This window comes from Bacteroides caecigallinarum (assembly GCF_016902295.1).
GTDB classification, from domain to species: Bacteria; Bacteroidota; Bacteroidia; order Bacteroidales; family Bacteroidaceae; genus Phocaeicola; species Phocaeicola caecigallinarum_A.
The window spans coordinates 1-24,075 of record NZ_JACJLQ010000014.1; the positions used below are offsets into that span (position 1 = coordinate 1).

At 41.8% G+C, this 24,075-nt stretch carries 21 protein-coding genes; 8 read left to right on the plus strand and 13 right to left on the minus strand.

All coding sequences use genetic code 11. The features are described 5' to 3' along the window. Positions 1 to 176 precede the first annotated feature (176 nt). The gene (locus H6A27_RS06335) at positions 177 to 2,129 is read left to right on the plus strand and encodes a DUF3857 domain-containing transglutaminase family protein (protein ID WP_204508048.1); all 1,953 of its coding nucleotides are present in this window, start codon (positions 177 to 179) and stop codon (positions 2,127 to 2,129) included. Between the two features lie 14 nt (positions 2,130 to 2,143). Next, positions 2,144 to 3,757 carry a DUF3857 domain-containing protein gene (locus H6A27_RS06340; protein ID WP_204508049.1) on the plus strand — a complete coding sequence of 538 codons (1,614 nt, stop codon included), beginning with the start codon at positions 2,144 to 2,146 and terminating at the stop codon, positions 3,755 to 3,757. Positions 3,758 to 3,815: 58 nt separating this feature from the next. On the opposite strand, the gene H6A27_RS06345 is transcribed toward H6A27_RS06340, so the two are convergent. The 8 genes from H6A27_RS06345 to H6A27_RS06380 form a co-directional block, all read right to left on the minus strand. After that, a complete protein-coding gene (locus H6A27_RS06345) occupies positions 3,816 to 5,072 on the minus strand; it encodes a phosphoglycerate kinase (RefSeq protein ID WP_204401921.1) in 1,257 nt (418 codons plus the stop codon). 128 nt (positions 5,073 to 5,200) lie between these two features. Then, positions 5,201 to 6,418 carry an acyloxyacyl hydrolase gene (locus H6A27_RS06350; RefSeq protein WP_204508050.1) on the minus strand — a complete coding sequence of 406 codons (1,218 nt, stop codon included), beginning with the start codon at positions 6,416 to 6,418 and terminating at the stop codon, positions 5,201 to 5,203. Between the two features lie 15 nt (positions 6,419 to 6,433). Continuing rightward, entirely contained in the window at positions 6,434 to 7,396 is a 963-nt protein-coding gene (locus H6A27_RS06355) for a hypothetical protein (RefSeq protein ID WP_204508051.1), read from the minus strand. 29 nt (positions 7,397 to 7,425) lie between these two features. Next, a complete protein-coding gene (locus H6A27_RS06360; RefSeq protein WP_204508052.1) occupies positions 7,426 to 8,613 on the minus strand; it encodes a hypothetical protein in 1,188 nt (395 codons plus the stop codon). A 156-nt stretch (positions 8,614 to 8,769) separates the two neighbouring features. Continuing rightward, positions 8,770 to 9,012: a hypothetical protein gene (locus H6A27_RS06365; RefSeq protein WP_204508053.1), complete on the minus strand. Its 243-nt coding sequence runs from the start codon at positions 9,010 to 9,012 to the stop codon at positions 8,770 to 8,772. Between the two features lie 111 nt (positions 9,013 to 9,123). After that, positions 9,124 to 9,726, minus strand: a complete 603-nt coding sequence (locus tag H6A27_RS06370) for a LysO family transporter (protein ID WP_204508054.1) — start codon at positions 9,724 to 9,726, stop codon at positions 9,124 to 9,126. After that, on the minus strand, positions 9,723 to 10,004 hold the full coding sequence (locus H6A27_RS06375; RefSeq protein ID WP_204401909.1) for a LysO family transporter: 282 nt from the start codon (positions 10,002 to 10,004) through the stop codon (positions 9,723 to 9,725). The genes H6A27_RS06370 and H6A27_RS06375 overlap by 4 nt, the downstream gene beginning before the upstream one ends. Before the next feature lie 473 nt (positions 10,005 to 10,477). Further along, positions 10,478 to 11,488 carry an aspartate-semialdehyde dehydrogenase gene (locus H6A27_RS06380; RefSeq protein ID WP_204508055.1) on the minus strand — a complete coding sequence of 337 codons (1,011 nt, stop codon included), beginning with the start codon at positions 11,486 to 11,488 and terminating at the stop codon, positions 10,478 to 10,480. A gap of 181 nt (positions 11,489 to 11,669) precedes the next feature. On the opposite strand from H6A27_RS06380, the gene H6A27_RS06385 reads away from it, so the two are divergent. The 5 genes from H6A27_RS06385 (at position 11,670) to H6A27_RS06405 (ending at position 16,993) form a co-directional block, all read left to right on the plus strand. Then, entirely contained in the window at positions 11,670 to 13,817 is a 2,148-nt protein-coding gene (locus H6A27_RS06385; RefSeq protein ID WP_204390704.1) for a cation:proton antiporter, read from the plus strand. After that, on the plus strand, positions 13,796 to 14,521 hold the full coding sequence (locus H6A27_RS06390; RefSeq protein WP_154044301.1) for a tRNA threonylcarbamoyladenosine dehydratase: 726 nt from the start codon (positions 13,796 to 13,798) through the stop codon (positions 14,519 to 14,521). The genes H6A27_RS06385 and H6A27_RS06390 overlap by 22 nt, the downstream gene beginning before the upstream one ends. Positions 14,522 to 14,534: 13 nt before the next feature. Next, positions 14,535 to 15,185: an ABC transporter ATP-binding protein gene (locus H6A27_RS06395; protein ID WP_204508056.1), complete on the plus strand. Its 651-nt coding sequence runs from the start codon at positions 14,535 to 14,537 to the stop codon at positions 15,183 to 15,185. Between the two features lie 40 nt (positions 15,186 to 15,225). Then, positions 15,226 to 16,065 (plus strand): CvfB family protein, encoded by an 840-nt coding sequence (locus tag H6A27_RS06400; protein ID WP_204508057.1) that lies wholly within the window; start codon positions 15,226 to 15,228, stop codon positions 16,063 to 16,065. Positions 16,066 to 16,192: 127 nt separating this feature from the next. After that, positions 16,193 to 16,993, plus strand: coding sequence for a hypothetical protein (locus H6A27_RS06405; protein ID WP_204508058.1), 801 nt, complete (start codon positions 16,193 to 16,195; stop codon positions 16,991 to 16,993). Between the two features lie 164 nt (positions 16,994 to 17,157). Here the strand turns inward: H6A27_RS06405 and H6A27_RS06410 are convergent, their stop codons facing one another. From H6A27_RS06410 to H6A27_RS06430, 5 genes are all read right to left on the minus strand, one after another. Beyond that, positions 17,158 to 18,486: a TolC family protein gene (locus H6A27_RS06410; protein ID WP_204401901.1), complete on the minus strand. Its 1,329-nt coding sequence runs from the start codon at positions 18,484 to 18,486 to the stop codon at positions 17,158 to 17,160. Positions 18,487 to 18,512: 26 nt separating this feature from the next. Next, a complete protein-coding gene (locus H6A27_RS06415) occupies positions 18,513 to 19,607 on the minus strand; it encodes an efflux RND transporter periplasmic adaptor subunit (protein ID WP_204508059.1) in 1,095 nt (364 codons plus the stop codon). Between the two features lie 93 nt (positions 19,608 to 19,700). Beyond that, positions 19,701 to 20,945 (minus strand): ABC transporter permease, encoded by a 1,245-nt coding sequence (locus H6A27_RS06420; protein WP_204508060.1) that lies wholly within the window; start codon positions 20,943 to 20,945, stop codon positions 19,701 to 19,703. Positions 20,946 to 20,947: 2 nt separating this feature from the next. Continuing rightward, on the minus strand, positions 20,948 to 22,195 hold the full coding sequence (locus H6A27_RS06425) for an ABC transporter permease (RefSeq protein WP_204401896.1): 1,248 nt from the start codon (positions 22,193 to 22,195) through the stop codon (positions 20,948 to 20,950). Positions 22,196 to 22,205: 10 nt separating this feature from the next. Beyond that, a complete protein-coding gene (locus H6A27_RS06430) occupies positions 22,206 to 22,925 on the minus strand; it encodes an ABC transporter ATP-binding protein (RefSeq protein ID WP_204508061.1) in 720 nt (239 codons plus the stop codon). Between the two features lie 139 nt (positions 22,926 to 23,064). Between H6A27_RS06430 and H6A27_RS06435 the strand changes: the two genes are divergently transcribed. Next, the gene (locus H6A27_RS06435; protein WP_204401892.1) at positions 23,065 to 24,039 is read left to right on the plus strand and encodes an ROK family protein; all 975 of its coding nucleotides are present in this window, start codon (positions 23,065 to 23,067) and stop codon (positions 24,037 to 24,039) included. The last annotated feature ends 36 nt before the right edge of the window (positions 24,040 to 24,075 follow it).

Genomic DNA, 24,075 nt, shown 5'->3' on the forward strand with positions numbered 1-24,075 from the left:
GGCGTGTGACCGCCTCCCCAAGTAGCATTACTGCGTACCGTCAGGATGCTTATTGCTGGTAGGTTGCTCCTCAGCAGAGCCTACTTCCTCTTAACATCCTGATACAAAGATATAAAACTAAAGTTAATTAATAATGAATTATCCAACTTTATTTGGATTTTAAATGGAATAATAATATGAAAATTAAAATCTTTTTCCTGTTTGCTTCTTTGTCAGTCGCTACAGTTGCTTCCATGGCGAATCCGTTTGCCAAATATGGGGACATGCTGAAGTCGGACAAATATTCAAACTATGCTTCAGTCACGTTGCTCGACAGTACAAATGTTTCTGTTCAGCCTACAGGACAGGGGGCCTTCTCTGTGATGAAGGCTATCAAGATTCAGAATCTGAAAGGAGTAATGACAAACCGTGTCCTGAAATATGACTACGATCCGCTGACAGCTGCCGCTAAATTCAAGGTTGTGAAAATCTATCATGAAGACGGAACATATACCTATGTAGATGTTAGCAAGACTTGCGACTATGCTGCACCTGCAAGAATGATATACTGGGGTGCCCGGCAGATTATGCTTCAGCTTGACAATCTTCAACCTGGCGACATTATCTATTATGAAATAGACAAGAAAGGCTTCACTTACGCTCTTCTCGGGGCAGATGAAGATGACTCGCGTTTCATCCCTCCTATGCGCGGACAGTTCTATGATATAGTTCCGTTCTGGGTATCCGAACCTACCTTGCGAAAGGTTTATAGAGTGATGATGCCTATGGAAAAGGAACTTCAGTTCCAGTTCTATCAGGGAGAATGTTCGTCGTCAATGCGTTATGATGACGATAGGAAAGTATATACATTTGCGATGAACGATGTAATGCCTTTCGAAAGAGAACCTAATATGGTTGACCTTTTCGATGCTGCACCGAAACTTATGATGTCAACTACACCGAACTGGATGGAGAAGTCACGTTGGTTCAATAAGGTAAATGAGGATTACGGCAGTTTTGATGCCATACCTGAAGCACAGAAGAAAGTTGATGAGCTGATAAAAGGCAAGAAGTCAGAGATGGAGAAAATTGCTGTTCTTACCCATTGGGTAGCCGATAACATCCGTTATGCCGGAATAACTATGGGAAAGGGCGAAGGCTTTACTCTACATAATCTGAAGATGAATTATACAGACCGATGTGGTGTGTGTAAGGATATAGCAGGAACGTTGGTTGCCTTCCTTCGTATGGCTGGTTTCGATGCATATCCTGCAATGACTATGGCAGGAAGCAGAGTAGAAAGTATTCCTGCTGACCATTTTAATCATTGTGTAGCTGTAGTGAAACTCAGTAACGGTACACTTATGCCTCTTGATCCTACATGGGTACCTTTCTGTCGTGAATTGTGGAGCAGTGCCGAACAGCAGCAGAACTATCTGCCGGGAATACCGGAAGGCTCAGACCTTTGCGTAACTCCTGTATCAGCGCCGGAAAATCATTATGTACGTATCAATGTCGACAATAGTCTGAAGGCTGACGGAACTCTTGTGGGCAAATTCACAATTTCTGCCGAAGGACAGAGCGACAGTAATATCCGCCGTGTATTTACAACAGGATTCCAGAGCGAATGGCGCAATACGATGGAAAAGCAGTTGCTCAATGTTTCTCCCAAAGCAGTTATGAAGAGTGTTGACTACGGACGCTCTCCTAAGGACTATCAGAAAGCGCCGATAAGCATTACATTCACATACGAGATACCTGAATATGCTATGACCGGAGAAAGTGAACTTATCTTCAAGCCTTTCGTTATGAATAATCTTTATACTCAGGTATTGTCTTTCCTGCGTATCAATACAGACATTGTAGACCGGAAATACGGATTCAAGGATTCCTGCTCACGCCTTGTCGAGGTGGAAGAAAAGCTTTCTTTGCCTTCCGGATATAAGATGCTTGGAGATGAAAAGCAGGTTAATATTGACGGTCAGGCTGCTGATTTTGAGGGAGTATTGAAACAGTCAGGTAACAAAATTTTTCTTGACAGCAGACTGTCTCTCTACAAGAGAGTTTATTCGGCAGACGATTGGGATGATTTCCGCAATTCTGTTAATGCCTATAAATCGTTTGGTGAGTATATCGTAGTTAGAAAGTAATAAAGTAGGAGATTATGAAAACCATAAAACAATATTTATGTCTGGTATGCTTGCTTCTGATAGTAGCTCCGGCTTATTCCGCTTCGGAGGCAAGTTTCAGAAAACTGTATAAGACATATACTCTTAATCAGGACGGAAGCATGGAGGAAAGGGTATATAAGGAACTGAAGATTTTAACTCATGCTGCAATGAACAGCAAATATGGAGAAACGTTCATTGTGTATAATCCGGAATTTCAGGAACTAAGAATTAATGAATCCTACACAATACAGAAGGATGGCAGCAAGGTGATTACTCCTGCCAACGCTTTTGTGGAAGTACTGCCTTCTTTTGCGGCTGATGCTCCGGCTTACAATCATCTGAAGGAGATGGTGGTGGTTCATACCGGACTTGAACTTGGTGCGACTATTGTACTTGATTATTCCATTAAGACCAAAACCTCGATGTGCGGTGAACTGGATATTTTTACCATGATTAAAGAACTATCGCCTATAGAGGATTTCAGGCTCACTGTAAATGTTCCTGAATCGAAGAAACTTAATTATGAACTTCTCAATTCTTCTGCAAAGCCTGATGTGAGAGTTGATAACGGTATAAGGACTGTGTCATATAATCTTAAGAACATAGATCCACGTCCGTATTCCTATCCGGTTTACAGTGCTTCTGTAGGTATAGTTCAGCAGCTGGCAAGCGGAATGATGCCTGCTTTTACGGCTTCTACGTATGAGAGCAATACGGCGGCTATCGATGTATTGAGTAAGCAATTAATAGTGGGAGACAGTAAGGTTATTGAAAACAAGATTGCCGAATTAAAGAAAGAGTCCGGTGATGACAAGAACAAACTTCGTATGGCTATAAACAAGTTCATGACATATTTATATAGTGTGAAAGGACAGTGTGGAGTGTCGTTAAGTCAGGCAGGCTACAGGGTGCGTCCGGCTTCGGAGGTACTGCTTTCAATGTACGGAACACGTGCTGAATTGGCAAACCTTGATAATGTACTGCATAAGGCTGCCGGTCTTGATGCGGATATAAAGCTTGCATTTGTTGAGGCTAAGGATATGAACAGTGTAGGACTGAACGGTGTAGTAGCTGTTCTTTCTGACAGTGAGATGAATACATACGCTAACGGTTGGTATGCGGATGTTCAGGATTACATGTCTGTAAGAAATCTGGATGGAGATGAGTCGTCATTGAGAATAGAGAAACCTGAGAATCCTACAAAGAATATAAAGACTATTGAGGTGAATGAGACTAATTCAAGAACATTGCCAGGAGGATATGTTGCTGTAACAATTCCTGATACTTATATTGCCGCAACTCTTTATCCGTATTCGGCTAATACATCAATATCTGAGAATATGTTGCTTCCACATAAATTGAATCGCATAATGCAATATAACGTTAAGCTTCCTGAAGGCAAGACGTGGATTGAAAAACGAAATGTGAAAGTTTCGAATGAAGTGGGAGAGGTGAGTGTCGAATATGAGCTTTCAGGTGATGAAGTAAAAGTTACTTATACTTATAAGGTTGACGAACAGCTGATAACAAAGAAAAACTACAGACAGTTCTATTCACTTATGAGTGAATGTAAGGATATGAATAATTACACATTGATATTCAGATAACAAGAAAGGAGACCCAAAAGGTCTCCTTTTCTTGTTATGGTATGAAATAATTTTCAAATTATTTGTCACCACGGATAGCTGCGATACCCGGAAGGATCTTACCTTCGATAGCTTCAAGCAAAGCACCACCACCAGTAGAGATGTATGATACCTGGTCAGCCATACCGAACTTGTTGATACAAGCTACTGAGTCACCACCACCGATGAGTGAGAATGCACCTTCTTTAGTAGCTTCAGCGATAGCTTCTGCGATTACTTTAGAACCACCTGCGAAGTTGTCCATTTCGAATACACCGGCAGGACCGTTCCACAAGATAGTTTTTGCACCCTTGATAGCAGCCTTGAATTCTTCGCGAGTCTTAGGACCTGCGTCAAGACCCATCCATCCGTCAGGAATATTGCTGTCGTCGCAAACCTGAGTGTTGGCATCATTAGAGAAAGCGTCAGCAGCGATACAGTCGCAACCCAATACAAGGTTTACACCTTTAGCTTTAGCTTTTTCAATGATATCAAGAGCCAACTGAAGTTTGTCGTCTTCTACCAATGAGTTACCGATTTTACCACCCTGAGCTTTAGCGAAAGTAAATGCCATACCACCGCAAAGAATCAAGTTGTCAACTTTATCCATCAAGTTTTCGATGATACCGATCTTAGTAGAAACCTTAGAACCACCCATGATAGCAGTGAAAGGACGTTTGATATCTTTCAATACGTTGTCAACGGCCTGAACTTCTTTTTCCATCAGGTAGCCCAACATCTTGTGGTCTGCATCGAAGTAGTCAGCGATAACAGCTGTAGAAGCGTGTTTACGGTGAGCAGTACCGAATGCGTCCATAACGTAGCAGTCAGCGTATGAAGCAAGAGTCTTGGCGAATTCTTTCTGACGAGCTTTCATTTCTTTCTTAGCGTCTTCGTAAGCAGGATCTTCTTTTTCGATACCTACTGGCTTACCTTCTTCTTCAGGATAGAAACGAAGGTTTTCAAGCAAAAGAACTTCACCTGGTTTAAGAGCTGCGGCAGCTTCAGAAGCTTTTGCACAGTCAGGAGCGAATTTAACTTCAACGCCAAGAGCTGCAGAAACAGCGTCAACAATCTGGCTCAAAGAATATTTAGCGTTTACTTTGCCTTTTGGTTTACCCATGTGTGACATGATGATCAAAGCACCACCGTCAGCAAGGATTTTTTTCAATGTAGGAAGGGCACCGCGGATACGAGTGTCGTCTGTAATTTTACCTTCTTCATTCAAAGGCACGTTGAAGTCAACGCGAACGATTGCCTTTTTACCAGCAAAGTTGAATTTGTCAATTGTCATCATAATCGTAATATTTTTAATTAAAGAGTTTTTTCTTTATTAGACGTTCGCAAAGTTAACAAAAAAATATTACAGATGATAAAATGTGATAATTATTTTCATTGGTACTACAATTACAAGATATAATTTTGTCAGTATCTGTTTTTCTTTGCATTAAATCTGTAACCTATACCTATCATAAGGTTGTTCGGATCCTTGAATTTATATAGTTGATAGCCTACGTGAAGAAATACATTTTCTGTAATGCTTGTTTTCAGGACAAATGTCTGATAAAAGGAATTTGTGTCAGTGCCACGGCATACAAAGTTTTTTCCTATACCAAAATTGATAGAGAATATAGGCATTACCACTTCAGCTCTGGCTGACAGTCCGAGTGAGAATTGTTCGATAAAAGGCGGTCTGAAAAATTTCACATCATCAGTTGACGTATTTGTATTTGCCACGTGGTCGGTTAGGTTTGCGCTCTCGTCATATTGAGCGTCAAGAGATAGCCCGGCGCGGAAAAACCTGTTGAAGTTGTACATAGGATTGAAATTAAGTCCTGCTACAGCAAATTTACCGGGGATTAATATTCCGGAACCGTCTGACCAGAAAATACCTTTCTTTTTTGTCGCGCCATATACTATCAGGTCATAGCTTACGTATGGTTTGAATCCTTGTTCCGGTATAACAGTCACTCGGTCATTATTGCTAAACTTTGATTTGGGATCATCTTGCGGACACCACATCAATCCTATACGCCCGTCAAGTGTGTTTACGCCATAGTTGGGGTAATTTGTGTTACCGTTTGAATAGTGTGTAAGTCCTATGCCTGCTCTTAACGCCACTTCATGAGTCATCTGCCAGTTGAGCAGCAAACCTAAATTAATATAGGCATTAGTCTTTGAGCCGACGATAGTGTTAAAGGGATTCTTTTCTTCATCGTATTTCTTCCATCCGAATGAAGCTCCGAAATTCCATTCGTAGTCTAATGACAGTTTTTTTGTTAGTGATGCTATTCTGGATGTCTGGAATACATATACGGCGAGTGGGTTTCCTACTTCTTTTGTGTTATTGAAAGTATTGTAGCCTATGCCTATACCCTGAATGGTATTGGGATACATTTTTCCCATATAGCTGTCAGGACCAAATTTAAAACCATACTTTATGTGTCCGGAGAGGTTGGTGCGTATGGGAGATTGCGCCAGATTATCTCCTCTGAAGAAACTTTTTGTCGGGAATGTGTATGCCGGTTTGAAGTCAATACCTATTACGTGTATTATTTTTCTCTGGACACTGTCCTGCCTTTCTGCGTTGAGCTTTGCTGCTACAAGGCATAGTAACAGAATTACGGTAATATATTTTTTCATTATTTATAGTCTAATTTAGGGGAATATCATGAGGTAATCGAACGGGTCTTTACTGCTTAGTCTTCCTGTAAAAACACATTCTTCTCCTGTGTCAGGATTTGAGGCATGTACTTTATAGTTTACATGGAATTCTTCAATATTGTTATATACTTCTATCTTTTTTGTCTCTCCTGGTTGAACTGTTGTTGAAACAACAAAGTCCTTGTCAAGCCTGCCCGTCCAGAAACTTTGTTCCTTCAGTCCGAATTTAACTTTAGTATTTCCCATTACAGGTTTACCGTCCACAATGTCCGGTATTGGTATTTCAGCAAGATTTTCTCCGAGAATCTTATCCAGATTGTTGAAACTATCATAGTCATCAGGATAGAACTCGATTTTTCTGAGTGAGTTCTTGAATGGATAGAAGTTTAATGTAACAGGTCCTCCTTCAGAGCCGGAATTGTTTACTGTTATGCCATCCACTTGTTCCACGACGTAGTCACTATAATAGAAATCATTCTCGAAATCGTATTCCACTTTGTCTATAACGAATTTGCTTGTTGGTTTCAATGATACATTTATTTCCTTGTGGTAATATTCGTTTCCTACTATTATACTGAAAGCGATAGGATGATTGACAAGATTTTTGACACATATAATCTCTAACTCACGATTATTCCTTTTTTCTATGCGGAAAGCGTAATATGTACTTTCGTAGTAAATGATTCCTGTTTCTCCTTCATGCAGCAACGGAAAATAATTATATATTGGGTTACCCTGAAGATCATATATGGTATAGTCAAAAGTGTTTATCGCAACACCTTCCATACTTGATATGTTCCAGTTGTCTGAATCAAAATTCAGTTTAAATGGTTTGCCCTTTTCCACATAACATGTATCAGGATATTCTGTGATGAAATCATCAATGAAAATATCTGAATTACAACTTGTAAATAGTGTTGTAAGGATAAGGTATAGTACAATGGTTGTTGTTCTCATAATTATTTGTGTAATAATAACAGGCACACTTATTCCTTATAAGTAACCTTGAAAGGCAGAATCTGAAAGACTCTTCTGTCGGCAGTGGTCAATTCGAGTTTATATGAAATAGAGCTTCCGTTTCCTTTCTCTACTAATGACAGTAAAGTCTTTTCCGGTAGAAGTTCTTTCAGATAGAGTCTGCCGTTCTGTAAATGTATGAGTCTTGCTTTCTTGTCGGTATCGACAACGAGCATGTACGAACGGTTATAATGACTTATAATACTTCCGGAATATCCATCACGGGTGGTAGTTTCTATGCTTGAGTTTTCATAGCTTAGTGGCCTGTTTTCAGATGGCTCAATGAATTCCATATTTTTGTTGAATACCACTTCGTTGTAGCTCAAATCGTAGATGTCTGTTCCCTTCGGCTCCATTTCTTCGTCTGTTGAGAAAAGACTGAATTCAAAATGTCTGAACCTGTCTGATACAGTTATGTAGGCTCCGTTTGTAAGCAGTTTTATTTTGACGTGGTTGCCCTCACGTGTTATTTCGCATGATTCCTCGTTTATTGCTTTTATGGTATATGAACCGTTGTAAGAAAGAACATCGAACTCAAATTGGTTTCCTGAGATGATATTGACTTCATTGTTTATGGATGTGGTAATATTTTTAATACTCGATAGATCTGTAGGATAAGCATTCTGTACTTCTGTCAGTTCTCCACTGCTCATACGTCTGTATGTGGAGTACCCGTAAATTTTTACTCCATCTGCACGAATGCCTAGATAATCGATGATTTTCATAACATCTCCTTTCAAAGAAACAATACGCATTACTAAATTGCCATTATTGCTGACTCTGTTTCCATCCTCATATTCATAGGCGTATGTTAAATATCCATTAGCCGGAAAAGCATCAACATACATGTATTCTTTTAGTGATTCAGATGACTCGAAATAATATTGGCTTGATCCTCCTCCATCTAGGCCTTCATAATAGTCTTTTGTTGAACATTTACCGTCGCTGCCTATTTCATGAGTAATAACGTGTTTCCATCCATATCCTACTACTGATGATTTAAATTCTTCCATTGATATATTTGAGATATCAGGTATATAGCATTCTCCGTTTTCATCAAAAGAGAATGTCGGGTAAATCTCTTCCTTGTCGCATGATGCAAAGGCAACGGCACACAAAAGTGCTATAATGAATGAGTGAAGTTTCGTGGTTTTCATAATTTTGTTTTTTTTATGTTTGTACAAATATAAATAAAACTACAAACAAAGCTGCTGTTTAATTCTTTTTATATTTTATATTGGCTTAATTCTCCTTTTTCCAGACACAGTTTTTTGTAAAAATCCGCGTCAATTCCCGCCATGTATGTGTTGAATTTAGACATTGTTTGAATCATGTTTAGTTTGCTTACGTTCTTGTCCTTCTTTTTTATGAAACCAAGCATACCTATTTCCTTTTTGTAGTTTACAAGGAGCCACATGTACTTTTTCAGACGCTATAGTGATGGTATATTCTTCATAACCTGTAATTTTTCTGCCTTCTTCTTCCTTCTGGCAGCTTATAAATATGGATGTACAGATTAATAATACAAGTGTTTTCAAGATTTCTGAAGTTTTCATTTCGATTACATGTATTGGTTTCCATAAGCAAATGTAGATTTTTATTTTATGAAAAACAATTGGATTATTTTCAAATCAGTGCTTTGAGTGAAACTTCTTAACGTATGTTTATTATATTGAACAGAAGAAAGTAACAAGAAACGGAACGCTGAAATCTACGACGAAACCATGAAAAATGGAAACTACTACAAATTCCTGTCCGCTGCATCTTGATATGATAGGCAATGTTGTATCCATGGTTGTTGCACCTCCCGAAGATATAGGAGCCAGATTGCCAAACCATCTCACCAGTAATGGTGCTGCAAGCAACGTGATTATTTCTCTTGTAATGTTTGAAAGTAATGCTACTGTTCCTAATTCAGCTCCCTTGTATTCTGTAATAAATATGCTGGAAAGCGAATAATAACCAAATCCGCTTCCTACGGCCATACATTCCGTCATGGTTCTATTGGTAAGAAAGATACTTGCGAGAGCTGCTCCGACCAATGTCCCTAAAATAGTCATTATTGGCAGGAATATAAGTCTTGGATTCAGGGCACGGAAATTTTTTATAGTTTGAGGATCATTACCTATACTTAATCCAACTGAGAACATCAGTGCACATAAAGCATATAGACTGATGTCTGTTTCCGATATGTTGAATGGCAGTATATTATATAATCCTGTAAGACATCCAAGTGCGAAGAAACCTACAATTACCAAACTTCCTTTCATGCTTTCGCTCCTTTCTTTCTTTTATAGAGGACATACCATAAGCTCCATGCAGCTATGCAACTGCCAAGCACTGTTGCTATTGTAATTATGACAGCTTCAAGACCGAGAGTTAGAAGTCCGTTGATGATGTCTTTATTGCTGCCTGCTTCTACACCGAGAATGAACAGGAGCATCCAGATGAGAATTGTGATGAGTCTGTTTATATGTTTTATACGGTATTTTCTTAAAGAAGCACCTAATATTATTCCTGCAAACATTATTAAAATAACTGTGAACATATCGGAGTGTTACTGCTTGAATTGGTTTAAATAAAATGTTCGCAAATGTACAACATATTATTTTATAAATCAGTCTGTTGTCCGATGATTTTGTTAACAAAGCTATACGTCATGTAAATCATGTTATAAAACATATGTTTTCGCGTACAAAACTTGGAGATTAAAGAAAAGTCCGTACCTTTGCATCGTGTTTTTCATAGTATTAGATTTAAGGTTAATAAAGGTTGGAGTACAGCGGTACTCCTTTTTTTATGTCCGTATTTTTGATGTTTAAAAGCTCAAAATAAAGCTTGCCCGCGTTTGAACTTAAACACGGGCACGTTTAAGTTCAAACGCGGGCACGTTTTACTTAAAACGACAGGTCGTTTTTTTAAGAGAGTTATCAATCAGAATCTTTATATACAAAAAGGAGGTTTCAGCCGGATAGAACTGAAACCTCCTTTTGTCGTTAAGGTAATATGTGATACTATCAATTATCCTATGTTCTTGACCTTAAGCAGATATTCCGCTATCTGAACAGCATTCAGTGCGGCGCCTTTCTTTATCTGGTCACCTACAATCCAGAATGTAAGTCCGTTTTCGTCTGCCAAATCCTTACGGATACGACCAACGTAAACAGGATCCTTGCCTGCAAGGAACAATGGCATAGGATATTCTTTTTCTGCAGGATTGTCCATCAGAACAAGTCCTTCGCCTTTTGAGAATGCTTCGCGAGCCTCTTCTACTGATACAGGACGTTCTGTTTCAATCCAGATGCTTTCTGAGTGTGAACGAAGGGCAGGAACACGAACACAAGTTGCACTTACCTTAACGTCAGAGTGCATGATCTTGCGTGTTTCGTTGTACATCTTCATTTCTTCCTTAGTATAACCGTTTTCAGTGAATACGTCAATCTGAGGGATGAGGTTGAATGCTAGCTGATAAGCGAATTTTTCAACTGTTACAGGCTCGTTGGCCAATACCTGACGATACTGTTCGTAAAGTTCGTCCATAGCTGCTGCACCTGCACCGCTGGCAGCCTGGTATGTTGATACGTGGACGCGTTTTATATGTGTAAGGTTTTCTATGGCTTTTAGTGCCACAACCATCTGTATGGTTGTGCAGTTTGGATTTGCTATAATGCCACGTGGGCGGTCTAATGCATCTGCGGCATTGACTTCCGGAACTACCAGTGGAATATCGTTATCCATACGGAAAGCACTGGAATTGTCTATCATGACAGCTCCGTACTTGGTTATTGTTTCCGCAAATTCTTTCGAAGTACCGGCTCCGGCGGAGGTAAAGGCTATGTCAACACCCTTAAAATCATCGTTGTGCTGCAGAAGTTTGACTTCTATTTCTTTTCCACGGAATGTGTATTTTCGTCCTGCACTACGTGAGGAACCGAACAAAACTAATTCATCTAAAGGAAAATCTCTTTCTTCGAGCACTCTCAGGAACTCTTGTCCTACGGCTCCGCTCGCACCAACAATTGCTACTTTCATGTCTTTATAAATCTATTAAGTTAATATTTCCCTAACTATTATATATTCGTAAATTTTAGTCGTATTGTATCGTTTGTTATTATTTAGACTGCAAAAATAAAACATTCTGACTGATAAATATTGAAACTCGGAATTTTTTTTCTATTTTTGTTCAATAAATGAAAGATTACGATACGAATTTATGAAAGATTTGCTCAATTTACTAGACCTTGATTTTCATTTCCCCATAACAGACCCGACGTGGATTTTCTTTTTGGTGCTGGTAATCATATTGCTTGCTCCTATTATCTTAGAAAAACTGCATATTCCGCACATCATAGGAATGATATTGGCCGGAGTCGTTATCGGTGAGCATGGATTTAATATCCTGGCGCGCGACAGCAGCTTTGAACTGTTCGGGAAAGTAGGACTGTATTATATCATGTTCCTTGCCGGTCTGGAAATGAATATGGAGGACTTCAAGAGCATACGTGGAAAAGCGATGGTATTGGGGTTGTTGGCCTTCGTCATTCCGTTGGGCATCGGTTTTTGGACCAATGTAAACATCTTGGGCTATGGAGTCGTCTCTTCGGTATTGCTTGCCAGTATGTATGCGTCGCATACTCTTATCGCTTACCCCATTGTCATCCGTTACGGCATAAACCGCCATCGGGCTGTAGGTATCGCGGTAGGGGGTACGGCGGTGACAGATACCCTTACTTTGCTTGTGTTGGCAGTCATCGGCGGCCTGTATAAAGGCGAGACTTCGGATATGTTCTGGGTATGGCTGGTGTTGAAAGTGTTAGTGCTTGGAGCCATCATTATGTACACTTTCCCGCCTATAGCCCGCTGGTTCTTCCGCCGTTATAGTGACAATGTGGTGCAATATATTTTTGTCATGGCGATGGTGTTCCTTGGTGCCGGACTGATGGAAATCGTTGGCATGGAAGGTATATTGGGAGCGTTCTTGGCCGGATTGGTATTGAACCGTTTGATTCCTCACGTGTCACCGCTGATGAATCATTTGGAGTTTGTGGGTAACGCGTTGTTCATCCCTTATTTCCTTATAGGTGTCGGCATGCTGATAAACGTAAACGTGTTGTTCGGGCATATAGATTCTATAAAGGTAGCTTCTGTGATGATTGTGGTGGCATTGGTCGGGAAATGGATAGCTTCGTGGTTGACTCAGAAGATTTTCCGGATGCGTGCCGTGGAGCGTGAGTTGATGTTCGGGCTGAGCAACGCGCAGGCGGCGGCCACTCTGGCGGCGGTATTGGTGGGTTACGACATTATCCTTCCCTCCGGTGAGCGGCTGTTGAACGAAGATGTGTTGAACGGGACGATTTTGCTTATATTGGTGACATGTGTTGTCAGTTCGTTCATTACCGAACACACGGCCAAGCAGATTGCCACGAGCGACGATGTAGGCTTGGATGAAGGCAAAGAGCATGAAAAAGAGCGTTTCCTGGTTCCTATAGCTAATCCGGAAACTTTGGAAAGCTTGATGAGTTTGGCGTTGGTCTTGCGCAACGAAAAGATAAGCGACAATTTGGTTGCGCTTAGTGTCATCAACGACAACAACGATTCGGTGAAGCAGGAAATGCGAAGCAAGCGTAACTTGGAGCGGGCGGCCCAGATAGCAGCGTCAACCAATGTGCGGATGAAGACTGTTAGCCGTTTTGATTTGAACATAACAACAGGCATTCTTCATACGGCAAAGGAATGTGATGCGACTGACATTATCATAGGTTTGCATTATAAGGCGAGCATCGTTGACTCTTTTTTCGGTAACATGACAGAGAATTTGTTGAAGAATACATATTTGCAAGTGATGATTGTGCGTTTCCTGATACCTGTCAATACGTTGCGCCGAATAATTGTGGCGGTGCCTCCAAAAGCCGAGTTCGAGCACGGTTTTACCAGATGGATAACATATATGTGCCGTTTGAGCAGCCAGCTTGGGTGCAGGGTGCATTTTTATGCTCCTTTGCGTACTTTGGGATACATCAGCGGTTTTATACAAAAGAAATTCAAGGACACGCGCACCGTTTATTCCGAACTTGAGAATTGGGAAGACTTGTTGTTGTTGACCGGGCAGGTTAATTACGACCATCTGCTGGTTATTGTAAGTGCGAGGTGCGGGTCTATTTCTTACGATTCTTCTTTCGAGAAACTTCCGACGCAGGTCTCCAAATATTTCAATAACAACAGCATCATGCTGCTCTATCCTGAACAAAAAGGCGATCCTAACGAGAGTCTTTCTTTCTCCGACCCGCACGGATGGGCAGAGACGCAATATTATGATAAAGTAGGTAATTGGATTTATAAATGGTTCAAAAAGAATTCGTAAATTGGCAGCAGCGCACGGAACTGTTGCTGGGAAGAGAAAAAACGGAGCGGTTACGCCGTGCCCATGTACTGGTGGTAGGTTTGGGAGGAGTAGGGGCGTATGCTGCCGAGATGTTGTGCCGTGCAGGCATAGGGCACATGACTATAGTAGATGCCGATACCGTGCAGCCTACCAATATTAACCGTCAGCTTCCGGCACTTCATTCCACGTTGGGGCAATACAAGGCAGATGTGCTTGCCACACGTTTTCGCGATATTAATCCCGATATACGATTGGATGTATTGCCTGTATATTTGAAGGATGAAGCTATTACGGAGTTGCTGGACAGTGAAAGGTTTGATTTTGTTGTTGACGCCATTGACACCGTGGCTCCGAAATGTTATCTTATATATAATGCTTTGAAGCGAGGGCTAAAGATAGTCAGCAGCATGGGGGCAGGTGCCAAGAGTGATATTACGCAGGTCAGATTTGCCGATTTATGGGAGACTTACCATTGCGGACTTAGCAAGGCTGTGAGAAAACGTTTGCAGAAAATGGGGATGAAGCGGAAATTGCCGGTGGTGTTCAGTACAGAGCAAGCAGATACGAATGCCGTCGTATTGGTAGATGACGAGCAGAATAAAAAATCGACTACAGGCACTGTGAGCTATATGCCGGCGGTGTTCGGGTGTTATCTGGCTGAATATGTGATAAAGAGAATCTAAACATTCCTGAGATATGATAGAGATAGAAGGAATAACGAAAAGTTTTGGACAACTTCAGGTGTTGAAAGGTATAGACTTGAATATTGATAAAGGTGAAGTAGTGAGTATTGTAGGTCCAAGCGGTGCCGGAAAAACTACTTTGCTTCAGATTATAGGAACTCTTGATAGGGCTGATGCCGGAAGAGTGATAATCAACGGTACTGACGTAAGCCGTATGAAAGAGAAAGAACTGTCTGCTTTCCGAAACAGGGAGATAGGTTTCGTTTTTCAGTTTCATCAGTTGCTGCCTGAGTTTACAGCATTGGAGAATGTCACTATTCCTGCCTTGATTAAAGGGGTTTCAGCTACAGAGGCTCGCAAGCAGGCACTTGAAATGCTGAACTTTTTAGGATTGTCAGACCGTGCATCACATAAGCCGGCAGAACTCTCGGGTGGAGAGAAACAGCGTGTGGCTGTGGCAAGGGCTTTGATAAACAATCCGGCTGTAGTGTTGGCTGATGAACCTTCGGGAAGCCTTGACACTAAGAATAAGGAGGAACTACACAATCTGTTCTTTGAATTGCGCGATAAGCTGGGGCAGACTTTCGTAATAGTAACTCATGATGAAGGACTTGCCGGCCAGACTGACCGGACTATTCACATGCTGGATGGAAGGATTGTTTAACCAACAACTATAAACCAACAACTAACAACTATATATAATTATGAGTCATATTAAATTGGGAGAATATAACCTTTTGGAAGTCGTAAAGGAAGTCGATTTCGGTGTTTACCTCGATGGCGGTGATGATGGAGAAATATTGTTGCCTACACGTTATGTTCCTCTGGATTGCAAGCCTGGAGACGTACTGAATGTGTTTATTTATCTCGATATGGACGAACGTCTGATAGCCACCACATTGCAACCATACGTTAAGGTGGGAGAGTTTGCCTGTCTCGAGGTGGCGTGGGTAAACCAGTTCGGCGCTTTCCTTGACTGGGGACTTATGAAAGACCTTTTTGTTCCTTTCCGTGAGCAGAAAATGAAAATGGTGAAAGGAAATTCGTATGTGGTCCATGTTCATCTTGACGAGGACAGCTACCGTATTGTGGCTTCTGCCAAGGTAGAAAAATATCTTTCAAAAGAAATGCCTGAATACAATCCCGGCGATGAAGTGGATATTATGGTATGGCAGAAAACTGACCTGGGATTTAAGGTAATTGTTGACAATAAGTTCTGTGGTATGATTTTCAAGAATGAGATATTTACCGATGTACGTACAGGAATGCGAATGACTGCTTATATCAAGCAGGTTCGTCCTGACGGAAAGATAGACCTTGAACTTCAGAAAGGCGGAGTTAAGAAGGTGGAAGACTTTGCGGACACCCTTCTGGAATATATCCGCAGTAACGGAGGCTCCACTCCATTGAACGACAAGACTGATGCCGATGTGATATACAACACTTTCGGCGTAAGCAAGAAGACCTTCAAGAAGGCTGTGGGCGATCTTTACAAGAAACGTCTTATTGTGCTTGAAGGGGAACAGGGAATACGTCTGGCATAAATGGAATCATACATATAGGATTTATCCTATAAGATATAGGAATCTTCCTAAAAACGTTTGGGAATATTCTTTTGTAGGGGGATTTTTATCTCCCTATTTTTGTGTCAGGAAATTAAAACAGAAGATTATGAAGAGAAGATTTTTAATAATGGTTATGGCGGTTGCGGCTCTGATAGTCGCTGTTCCTGCCGATGCGTTTGATTTGGGTGATGTAAGGGTTAATGCCCGTTTCCTGACGGACAGGATGGCTTTTGAACTGAATCTTAACCAGCGTCAGTATAATGACCTGTACGAGATTAATTTCGATTTTTTCAGTAACGTGGATCCATACGTCGATGCTCTTGCCAGAGCCGATGCGCGTGCTATGGATATGTATTACAGATACCTTGACGAGAGGAATGACGATTTGAGATGGATTCTTTCGAATGCTGCCTACGTCAGGTTCATGGCTATAGACTATTTCTTCCGTCCGATATATGCCATGAATAATGTGTGCTACATACGTGTATATAAAGCCTATCCCGACAGGAAGTTTTTCTATTACGGATTGCCTGCGCATTATTACTCATATAGAGGGGCTCACTCGCGTGCACATTGTGGAGGTGTAAGTTTCTACAAAAAGAATTTCAGGAAGCATTATAATCATAAGGTATATGCGGGAAATTATCAGTGTCGTCCGGAACATAGGCCTCATGATTTTGGAAGACCGGACCCTTCAGTACGTCCGCAGCGTCCTTTACCACCTCCTTCGAGACCAGTTACTCCTCCTTCGGCGCGCCCGCCGAAAGACAATCATGGCAAGCATGACAGATATGAACGACGTGAGAGCGTAAAGCCGGGGAAAGAAACTAAGAACAGAAAGTCTGCTGACAGAAAGTCTAACCGTTCGGCGAGAGAAGCCTCAAGAAGGAATGTTCGCGATTTGTAATAATATGAATTTGTTTTTTTTATAATATCTCTCTCTTGTTATTAATACGTATGTTTTTTTTCTTCTTATGGTAAAAAAGTTTTCAGAAAAGAAAAGCCGGCTATACAGTCTGTGTGATACAGAAGGGTATAGTCGGCTTTCAATATGATGATGTCGTCTGGTTTTTACTTCAGAGTCAGTGGAGTTCCTTTATAGAAATCAAGTATTTTTGTACGGAATATATAGTCGTATTTAGCCTGTAGTCTTTCGGAGATGGCTTTCATCCAGTTTGTACGGCTCTCATTGTATTCTGTGGCGTTGGCTTTTCCCTCGGCATATTTCTCTTTCATGAGATTGAATGACGCTTCCGCCGCCTCATCTGCTGTCAGGCTGCTTTCGTATCTGCTTTCGGCTCCGAGCGCATTGTAATACGCCTGCTGTATTTCCTTGTAAAGCGCTTTTTTGCTATCCTCAAGTTGCCAGCTCAGTGTGCTTTGCTGTATTTTGGCGCTTCTCACCTGGTTTCTTGTACTGAAACGGTTGAATATTGGAATACTCAGCTGAAAACCGAAATACTGGCTGAAGTTATCTTTCAGCTGCGAGCCGAAAATGCTGTTTTTCATTCCGGACACTTTATAATAGTTTGTACTGAGTCCTGCTCCGAAACTCAGCTGCGGATAATAGGCGCTTTGGGCTATTCTGATTGATTTTGCCGCTCCGTCCAAACGGTATTGCGCCGCTTTGATTGAAGGCTTGAACAGGACAGCCTCGTTGTATATCTCGGCTGGAGATGTTATGCTGCCTGCATACTCATCCATATCGGCCTCAGGTGATACTATTGAGAAGTTTTCAGGCGATGGCAGTTCAAGCAGCTGACTCAAATCCAAAAGCGCAAGTTTCTGGTTGTTGTCGGCCTGCACTGCCGACAGCTCGTCCTGGGCTACTCTTGATTTCGCCTCAAGCCATTCTGCTTCTGAGGCTTTTCCGGTCTTGAAATATGCTTCTTTCTGCGATAGCATTTCCTTGCTGAGCTCCACCTGAAGATGTGCCACCTGGGCTAACTCTTCGTTGAACAGTACCTGCAGGTATGCCGATGCCACTTGTATGCTGATATCTTCCTTAGCTTTGTTCAAGTCCTCAGTAGCTGCTTGCAGGTTAAGTTTGGCAAGAGCTATATTGTTTGTTATTCTCAATCCGGTGAATAGCGGTACACTGGTGTTCAGGCTGAATGACGTGTTTTGAGTATTCAGACTTTTGTAAGTATTGTCCGACTGGAGGCTTCGTCCGAAGTTGAATGAGTGGGATGCCCCTCCTGTCAAATCCGGCAGACGGCTCCATTGTGCTGTATTCAGTTCCACGGCGCTCTGTTCAGTAGCCGCTTCCTGTTGTTTTATTCCAACGTTGTTTTCAATGGCGTGTCTGATACATTTCTCCAGATCCCATTTTTCCTGCGAGTAGGCATTGCCTGAGAGTAGGAGTATCAAGGCTGACGCTGTTATTATGTTTTTATTCATGTCGGTTGTTCGTTTGTTTTAATACCTTATTCTTTCTTCAGACCGCGAACGAGGTCGTTCTCTTTCAATCCTGATTTCACTTCAACGTTTATTCCGTCGCTTACCCCAGTTCTGATGTTTTTACGGTCGAATTTCTGTCCTGACACACTGTCTGTAAGCAGATATACAAATGTTGAGTCACCTTTAAATTCGAGTGCGCTTTCCGGAATACTCAGCACATTGTTTGCTCTTTGCAGTTCCATCTCGGCGTTTGCGCTGTATCCTGAGCGGATTGTCACGCTGTCCGGCACTGTTATTGCGGCTTTTATCTCGAACTGGTTGGCACCGTTGTTTTCCACGCTTTTAGGTGAGATATATTCAAGTGTGGCGCTGAAAGTCATATCCTGCAATGCTCCCAAAGTTATTTTTACAGGTATTCCGACCTTGATTTTTCCAACTTCGGTTTCGTCCACGTTTCCTCTGAATATAAGGTCCCCCATATCTGCGACGCTTGCTATTGTGGTACCGTCGTTGAAAGTGTTACTCATGATAACCGAGTTTCCCACTTTGATAGGTACGTCGAGTATAAGTCCGTCGATGGTAGAACGTATCAGCGTGCTGCTGAATGACGCGCTGTTCTTAGTGATACCTTCCTTTATGATTTCCAGATTGTCCTTTGCTGCCTGTATCTCTTCGCGTGCCTGCTTTGTCGTAAGCAGAGTTTTTTCGTATTCTTCGTTGCTGACAAGTTTCTTTTCGAAAAGTTTCTCCATACGTTCAAGGTCTGTCTCTGCCTGACGTCCGTTCATTTCGGCAAGTCTTACACGGCTTTCTGCCGAATTGAGCTGTCCCAATTCAGGTATAACCTTTACTTTTGCTATTACTTCTCCTTTTTTCACGGTCTCGCCGGCTTCCTTATATACTTCTGATATGATACCTGATATCTGAGGTTTGATTTGTACTTCGTCACGTGGCTCTATTTTACCGGTCGCTACTGTTGTCTGTACGATGTCTGATTTTACAACCTTCAATACGTTGTACTCCACTTTCTTTGGTTGTGATTTCTGGTATAGGAATACGAATGTTCCAAGAAACAGTAGTGCGATGACCACCATTATACCTATTCTGATAAATTTCTTCATATAATTTGGTTTTTTAAATTTCTTGTTCTTATATGTTGTTCCACTCTAAATAACTAACAACTAATAACTAATAACTGATAACTAACATAAACATCACTCATCCCTGATGGCTTCTATAGGCTTGATGGCCATTGCCCTGAAGGCAGGTGCCAGTCCGGCAAGTAATCCCAGGATAAGCAGTAAGATACATGCGCCGATGGCTCCCCAGAAACTTATCTGGAAGTGTGCAGCCGAGGTAGGCGAGGAGAGTGCCTCTTCTACAATATTCAGAAGGAAAACTGCGAATGATATTCCGCTCATGCCCGCTATGATGGTAAGCACCATACTTTCCGTTAGAATCTGGCTCAGTATGTCGTTCGGGCGTGCCCCTATGGCTCTTCGGATACCAATTTCAGTAGTTCTTTCTTTTACTGTCACCATCATGATGTTGCTTACTCCTATTGCTCCCGCCAGCAATGTGCCAAGTCCCACCATCCATCCCAAGACTTCTATTCCGGAGAACAAGTTGTCCATCATTCCGAACATGGCCTCAGCGTTTACGCTTATTACGGCCTGCTTGTCGTCAGGATGAACATTATGAGCGCGCTTGATAACCGTTTCCACTTTTTTCTGTACCTCACTTACGGAGTAACCTTTCTTTACCGTAAAACTCAGCATCTGTATCTTGTCGCCGAAGTTGTAGTTCTGTTGCATTGTCGAGAAAGGAATTATGATTGAAGTCTCAGCCTGGCCTTGTACGGACATGTTTCCTGCAGCCATATTCACTCCGATAACCTGATAGTATATACCGTTGACCTCGATATACTTGCCACACGGATTGTTCTTGTCCGGGAACAGGCTTTCGAAAATTCTGCTGCCGAGCACACAGACTTTACGCTTGTTTATGATGTCCATATCGTTGATATACCTGCCCATCGAGATTTGCGGTTCTTCTATCTTGGCATATATCGGATAAAGCCCTTTAAGTGTTCCTGAGGTCTTGTTCTCATTGTAAACCATGTCCATTCCCCATTTGGTGATGTTAGGCGTTACAACCTCTATTTCCGGCACACTGCGTCTTACTCTTTCCACGTCAGTGTTTGTTAGTTCCCAGAATCGTCCCTGCTGGAAACCTTTATATGCCTTGCTTGTCTGGTTGGTACCCATAAATCCCGAGTTGGTGGCAAATCCTACAAACTGTTTTGCCATCAGGTCCTGTACGCCCTTTGTTCCTCCCATCAGGGCCACAAGCATGAATATTCCCCAAAACACTCCGAAAGCCGTAAGCAGGCTTCGAGTCTTGTTTCTTGTTATGGTGAGGAATATTTCCTCGCATGTATCCAAATCAAATCGTCTCATAATCAGTCTGCTCTAAGTGCTTCTATCGGTCGTATCATAACAGCCTTTCTTGCAGGAAACAGTCCGGCAAGTGTTCCGGCTATTATAAGTGTCAGTGTGGCCTGTATGGCTATTTTTATATCTACGGTAGGATTCTCGAAGACTGTCATCGAGAAGACACCGGCGTCTACTACCTGCTTTCCGGCTACTACATTCATGTATTCAGTAGTGGCTATTCCTGCCACCATGCCTATATATCCGAAAAACGTCGTTATTACCACGCTTTCCGATATTATCAGCCATAATATAGATGAAGGTTTTGCTCCGAGGGCTTTTCTTATTCCGAACTCGTGTGTCCTTTCTCTTACGGTTATCAGCATTATATTGCTTACTCCTACAATCCCGCTCAATAATGTGAAGATACCGACAACCCATATTGAGATGTTAAGGATATTTGTAGCCGACTGCTGCTGGAGATATTGCGTAAATCTGTTCCATATCCATATCGCGCTGTCATCGTCGGGAGCAAAATTGTTGTTCTTTCCTATTGCGGCCCGGTATTCTTCCTCGAAAGCATCATTGCTTGCCTCGTCTGTCAGGTTTTGCGTAGAAAATATTATATTGTCTATGCTGTCTCCCTTACTGTAGATAAGCTGTAGAGTAGTAAACGGAACCAGTGCGCTTGGCGAGAAACTGTTTTGGTCGGAATATATTCCCACTACCTGATACATCACTCCTTGCGACGTGATATATTTTCCGATGCCTTCTGTATTTGGGAAAAGAATGTCGTACGTCTTTTGGTGTAATACCATTACCTTGCGCATCTCGTCCATATCGCGCTTGTTGATGAACCTGCCTTTCACGAGCTTCATAGGCTCCATGTCCGTATGGTTGGGAAATACGCCGTCAATAGTGATACTTACATTCTCCTTGCCGTATGTCAGTATTCCGCTGTGGCTTGTTGTGGCACCTACTGTGGTTATGTTTTCCGTAAATCTTTTAGAGGTTATTTTCATGTCGCTTTCGTTCAGCGAAATGTTTCTTCCCTCGTTCAGTCCGTTGAAAGCCTTCGATGTTACTCCCGGATAAATCTTCATGGAGTTCATCTTCATGTCTGCCGACTGGTTTTCAAAGGCATGGATAAGTCCGTTCCCTGCCCCCAAAAGAACAATAAGCATGTATATTCCCCAGGCTACTGCAAATCCCGTCAAGGCCGTGCGCAGCTTGTTTCGCATTATTGTTCCGTATATTTCTTGAATAAGATCTGTCATGTCACTTGTGTTATTTCATGAATCCGTCTTTGCCGAACGGTGAAGCGTTATGGTCTATGTTGTCTTCAATTTTTTCTATGATTCCATCCTTGATGTGGATAATTTTGTTTGTCTGGTTCGCCACTCCGCTCTCGTGAGTCACTATTATTATCGTAAGTCCTTCTTTCTCGTGAAGCTCTTTCAGAATGTTCATTACCTCAACAGAAGTCTTGCTGTCAAGTGCCCCTGTAGGTTCGTCGGCCAGTATTATTTCCGGTTTGGATATAAGGGCCCTTGCTATTGCGACTCTCTGTTTCTGTCCTCCTGAGAGTTCGTTCGGCATGTGGTGGGCCCATTCTTTCAGTCCGAGCTTGTCAAGATATTCCATTGCGAGCTCATTTCTTTTTTTCCTGCTTACCCCCTGGTAATACAGTGGCAGAGCCACGTTCTCCATCGCGTTTTTAAATGAAATAAGGTTGAATGACTGGAAGATGAAGCCTATCATCCTGTTTCTGTATTCGGCAGCTTTTGTCTCACTCAGGTCTTTTATCAGCACGCCGTTTAAAGTGTATTCCCCTGTATCATAGTTGTCAAGTATTCCCAATATATTAAGTAATGTGGACTTTCCTGAACCGGATGCTCCCATTATGGAAACGAATTCCCCTTTTTCTATATCGAGGTTAATACCTTTCAAGACGTGTAGGGGGGCACCGTTATGATATGTCTTGTTTATGTCCTTCAGATGAATCATTGTGTCAATTAATTAATAAAATCGCGGCTAAATTAGAAAAAAACTTATATACTCATATTAATATTTGCATGAAAAATTTGTGTGATACACGTCAATTGTATATTTTTGTCTCAATAATTAACCCTAAACAATTAATGTCATGACAGTAAATATGGAAAAGCCATATGTAGTTGGTATGGATATCGGCGGTACTAATACCGTATTCGGTGTAGTTGATTCTCGTGGTAATGTGTTGGCCTCAGACTCTATAAAGACTCAGGATTATGAGACTATTGACGAGTATGTAGATGCTGTTTGCAAAAAGCTTATCCCTCTTTTGCAGCAGTTTGGCGGTGCTGAGAAGTTTAAAGGAGTTGGTGTAGGTGCGCCTAACGGTAACTATTATAAAGGAACAATCGAGTTTGCTCCTAATCTTCCATGGAAGGGAGTTATTCCTTTGGCTGCCATGTTTGAAGACAAGTTGGGAATCCCTACAGCACTTACAAACGATGCCAATGCGGCTGCAATCGGTGAAATGACTTACGGTGCTGCTCGCGGATTGAGAGATTTCATTATGATTACACTTGGTACAGGTGTAGGTAGCGGTATCGTTGTAAACGGCCAGTTGGTATATGGCCACGATGGTTTTGCGGGTGAGCTTGGTCACGTGATTGCTGAGCGCGACGGTCGTATCTGCGGATGCGGACGCAAGGGTTGTCTTGAGACTTATTGCTCTGCTACAGGTGTTGCACGTACTGCACGCGAATTCCTTGTGGCACGCTCTGAACCAAGTTTGCTTAGAGAAATTCCTGCCGAGGAAATCGTGTCAAAGGATGTTTACGATGCTGCAATCAAGGGCGATAAACTCGCTCAGGATATTTTCGAATATACAGGAAATATTCTCGGTAGAGCTTTGGCGGATTTCATTGCATTTTCAAGTCCTGAAGCTATTATCCTGTTCGGAGGTCTTGCCAAGTCAGGCGATCTTATCATGAAGCCTATCCAGAAAGCTATGGATGAAAATGTTCTTAAGATTTATGCCGGAAAGACTAAATTGTTGCTTTCTCAGCTTAAAGATGCTGATGCTGCCGTTCTTGGCGCAAGCGCGTTAGGTTGGGAAGTTAAGGAAGATTAATCTTTTCCAAATATATAAAGAATGTTCATTTGGCAA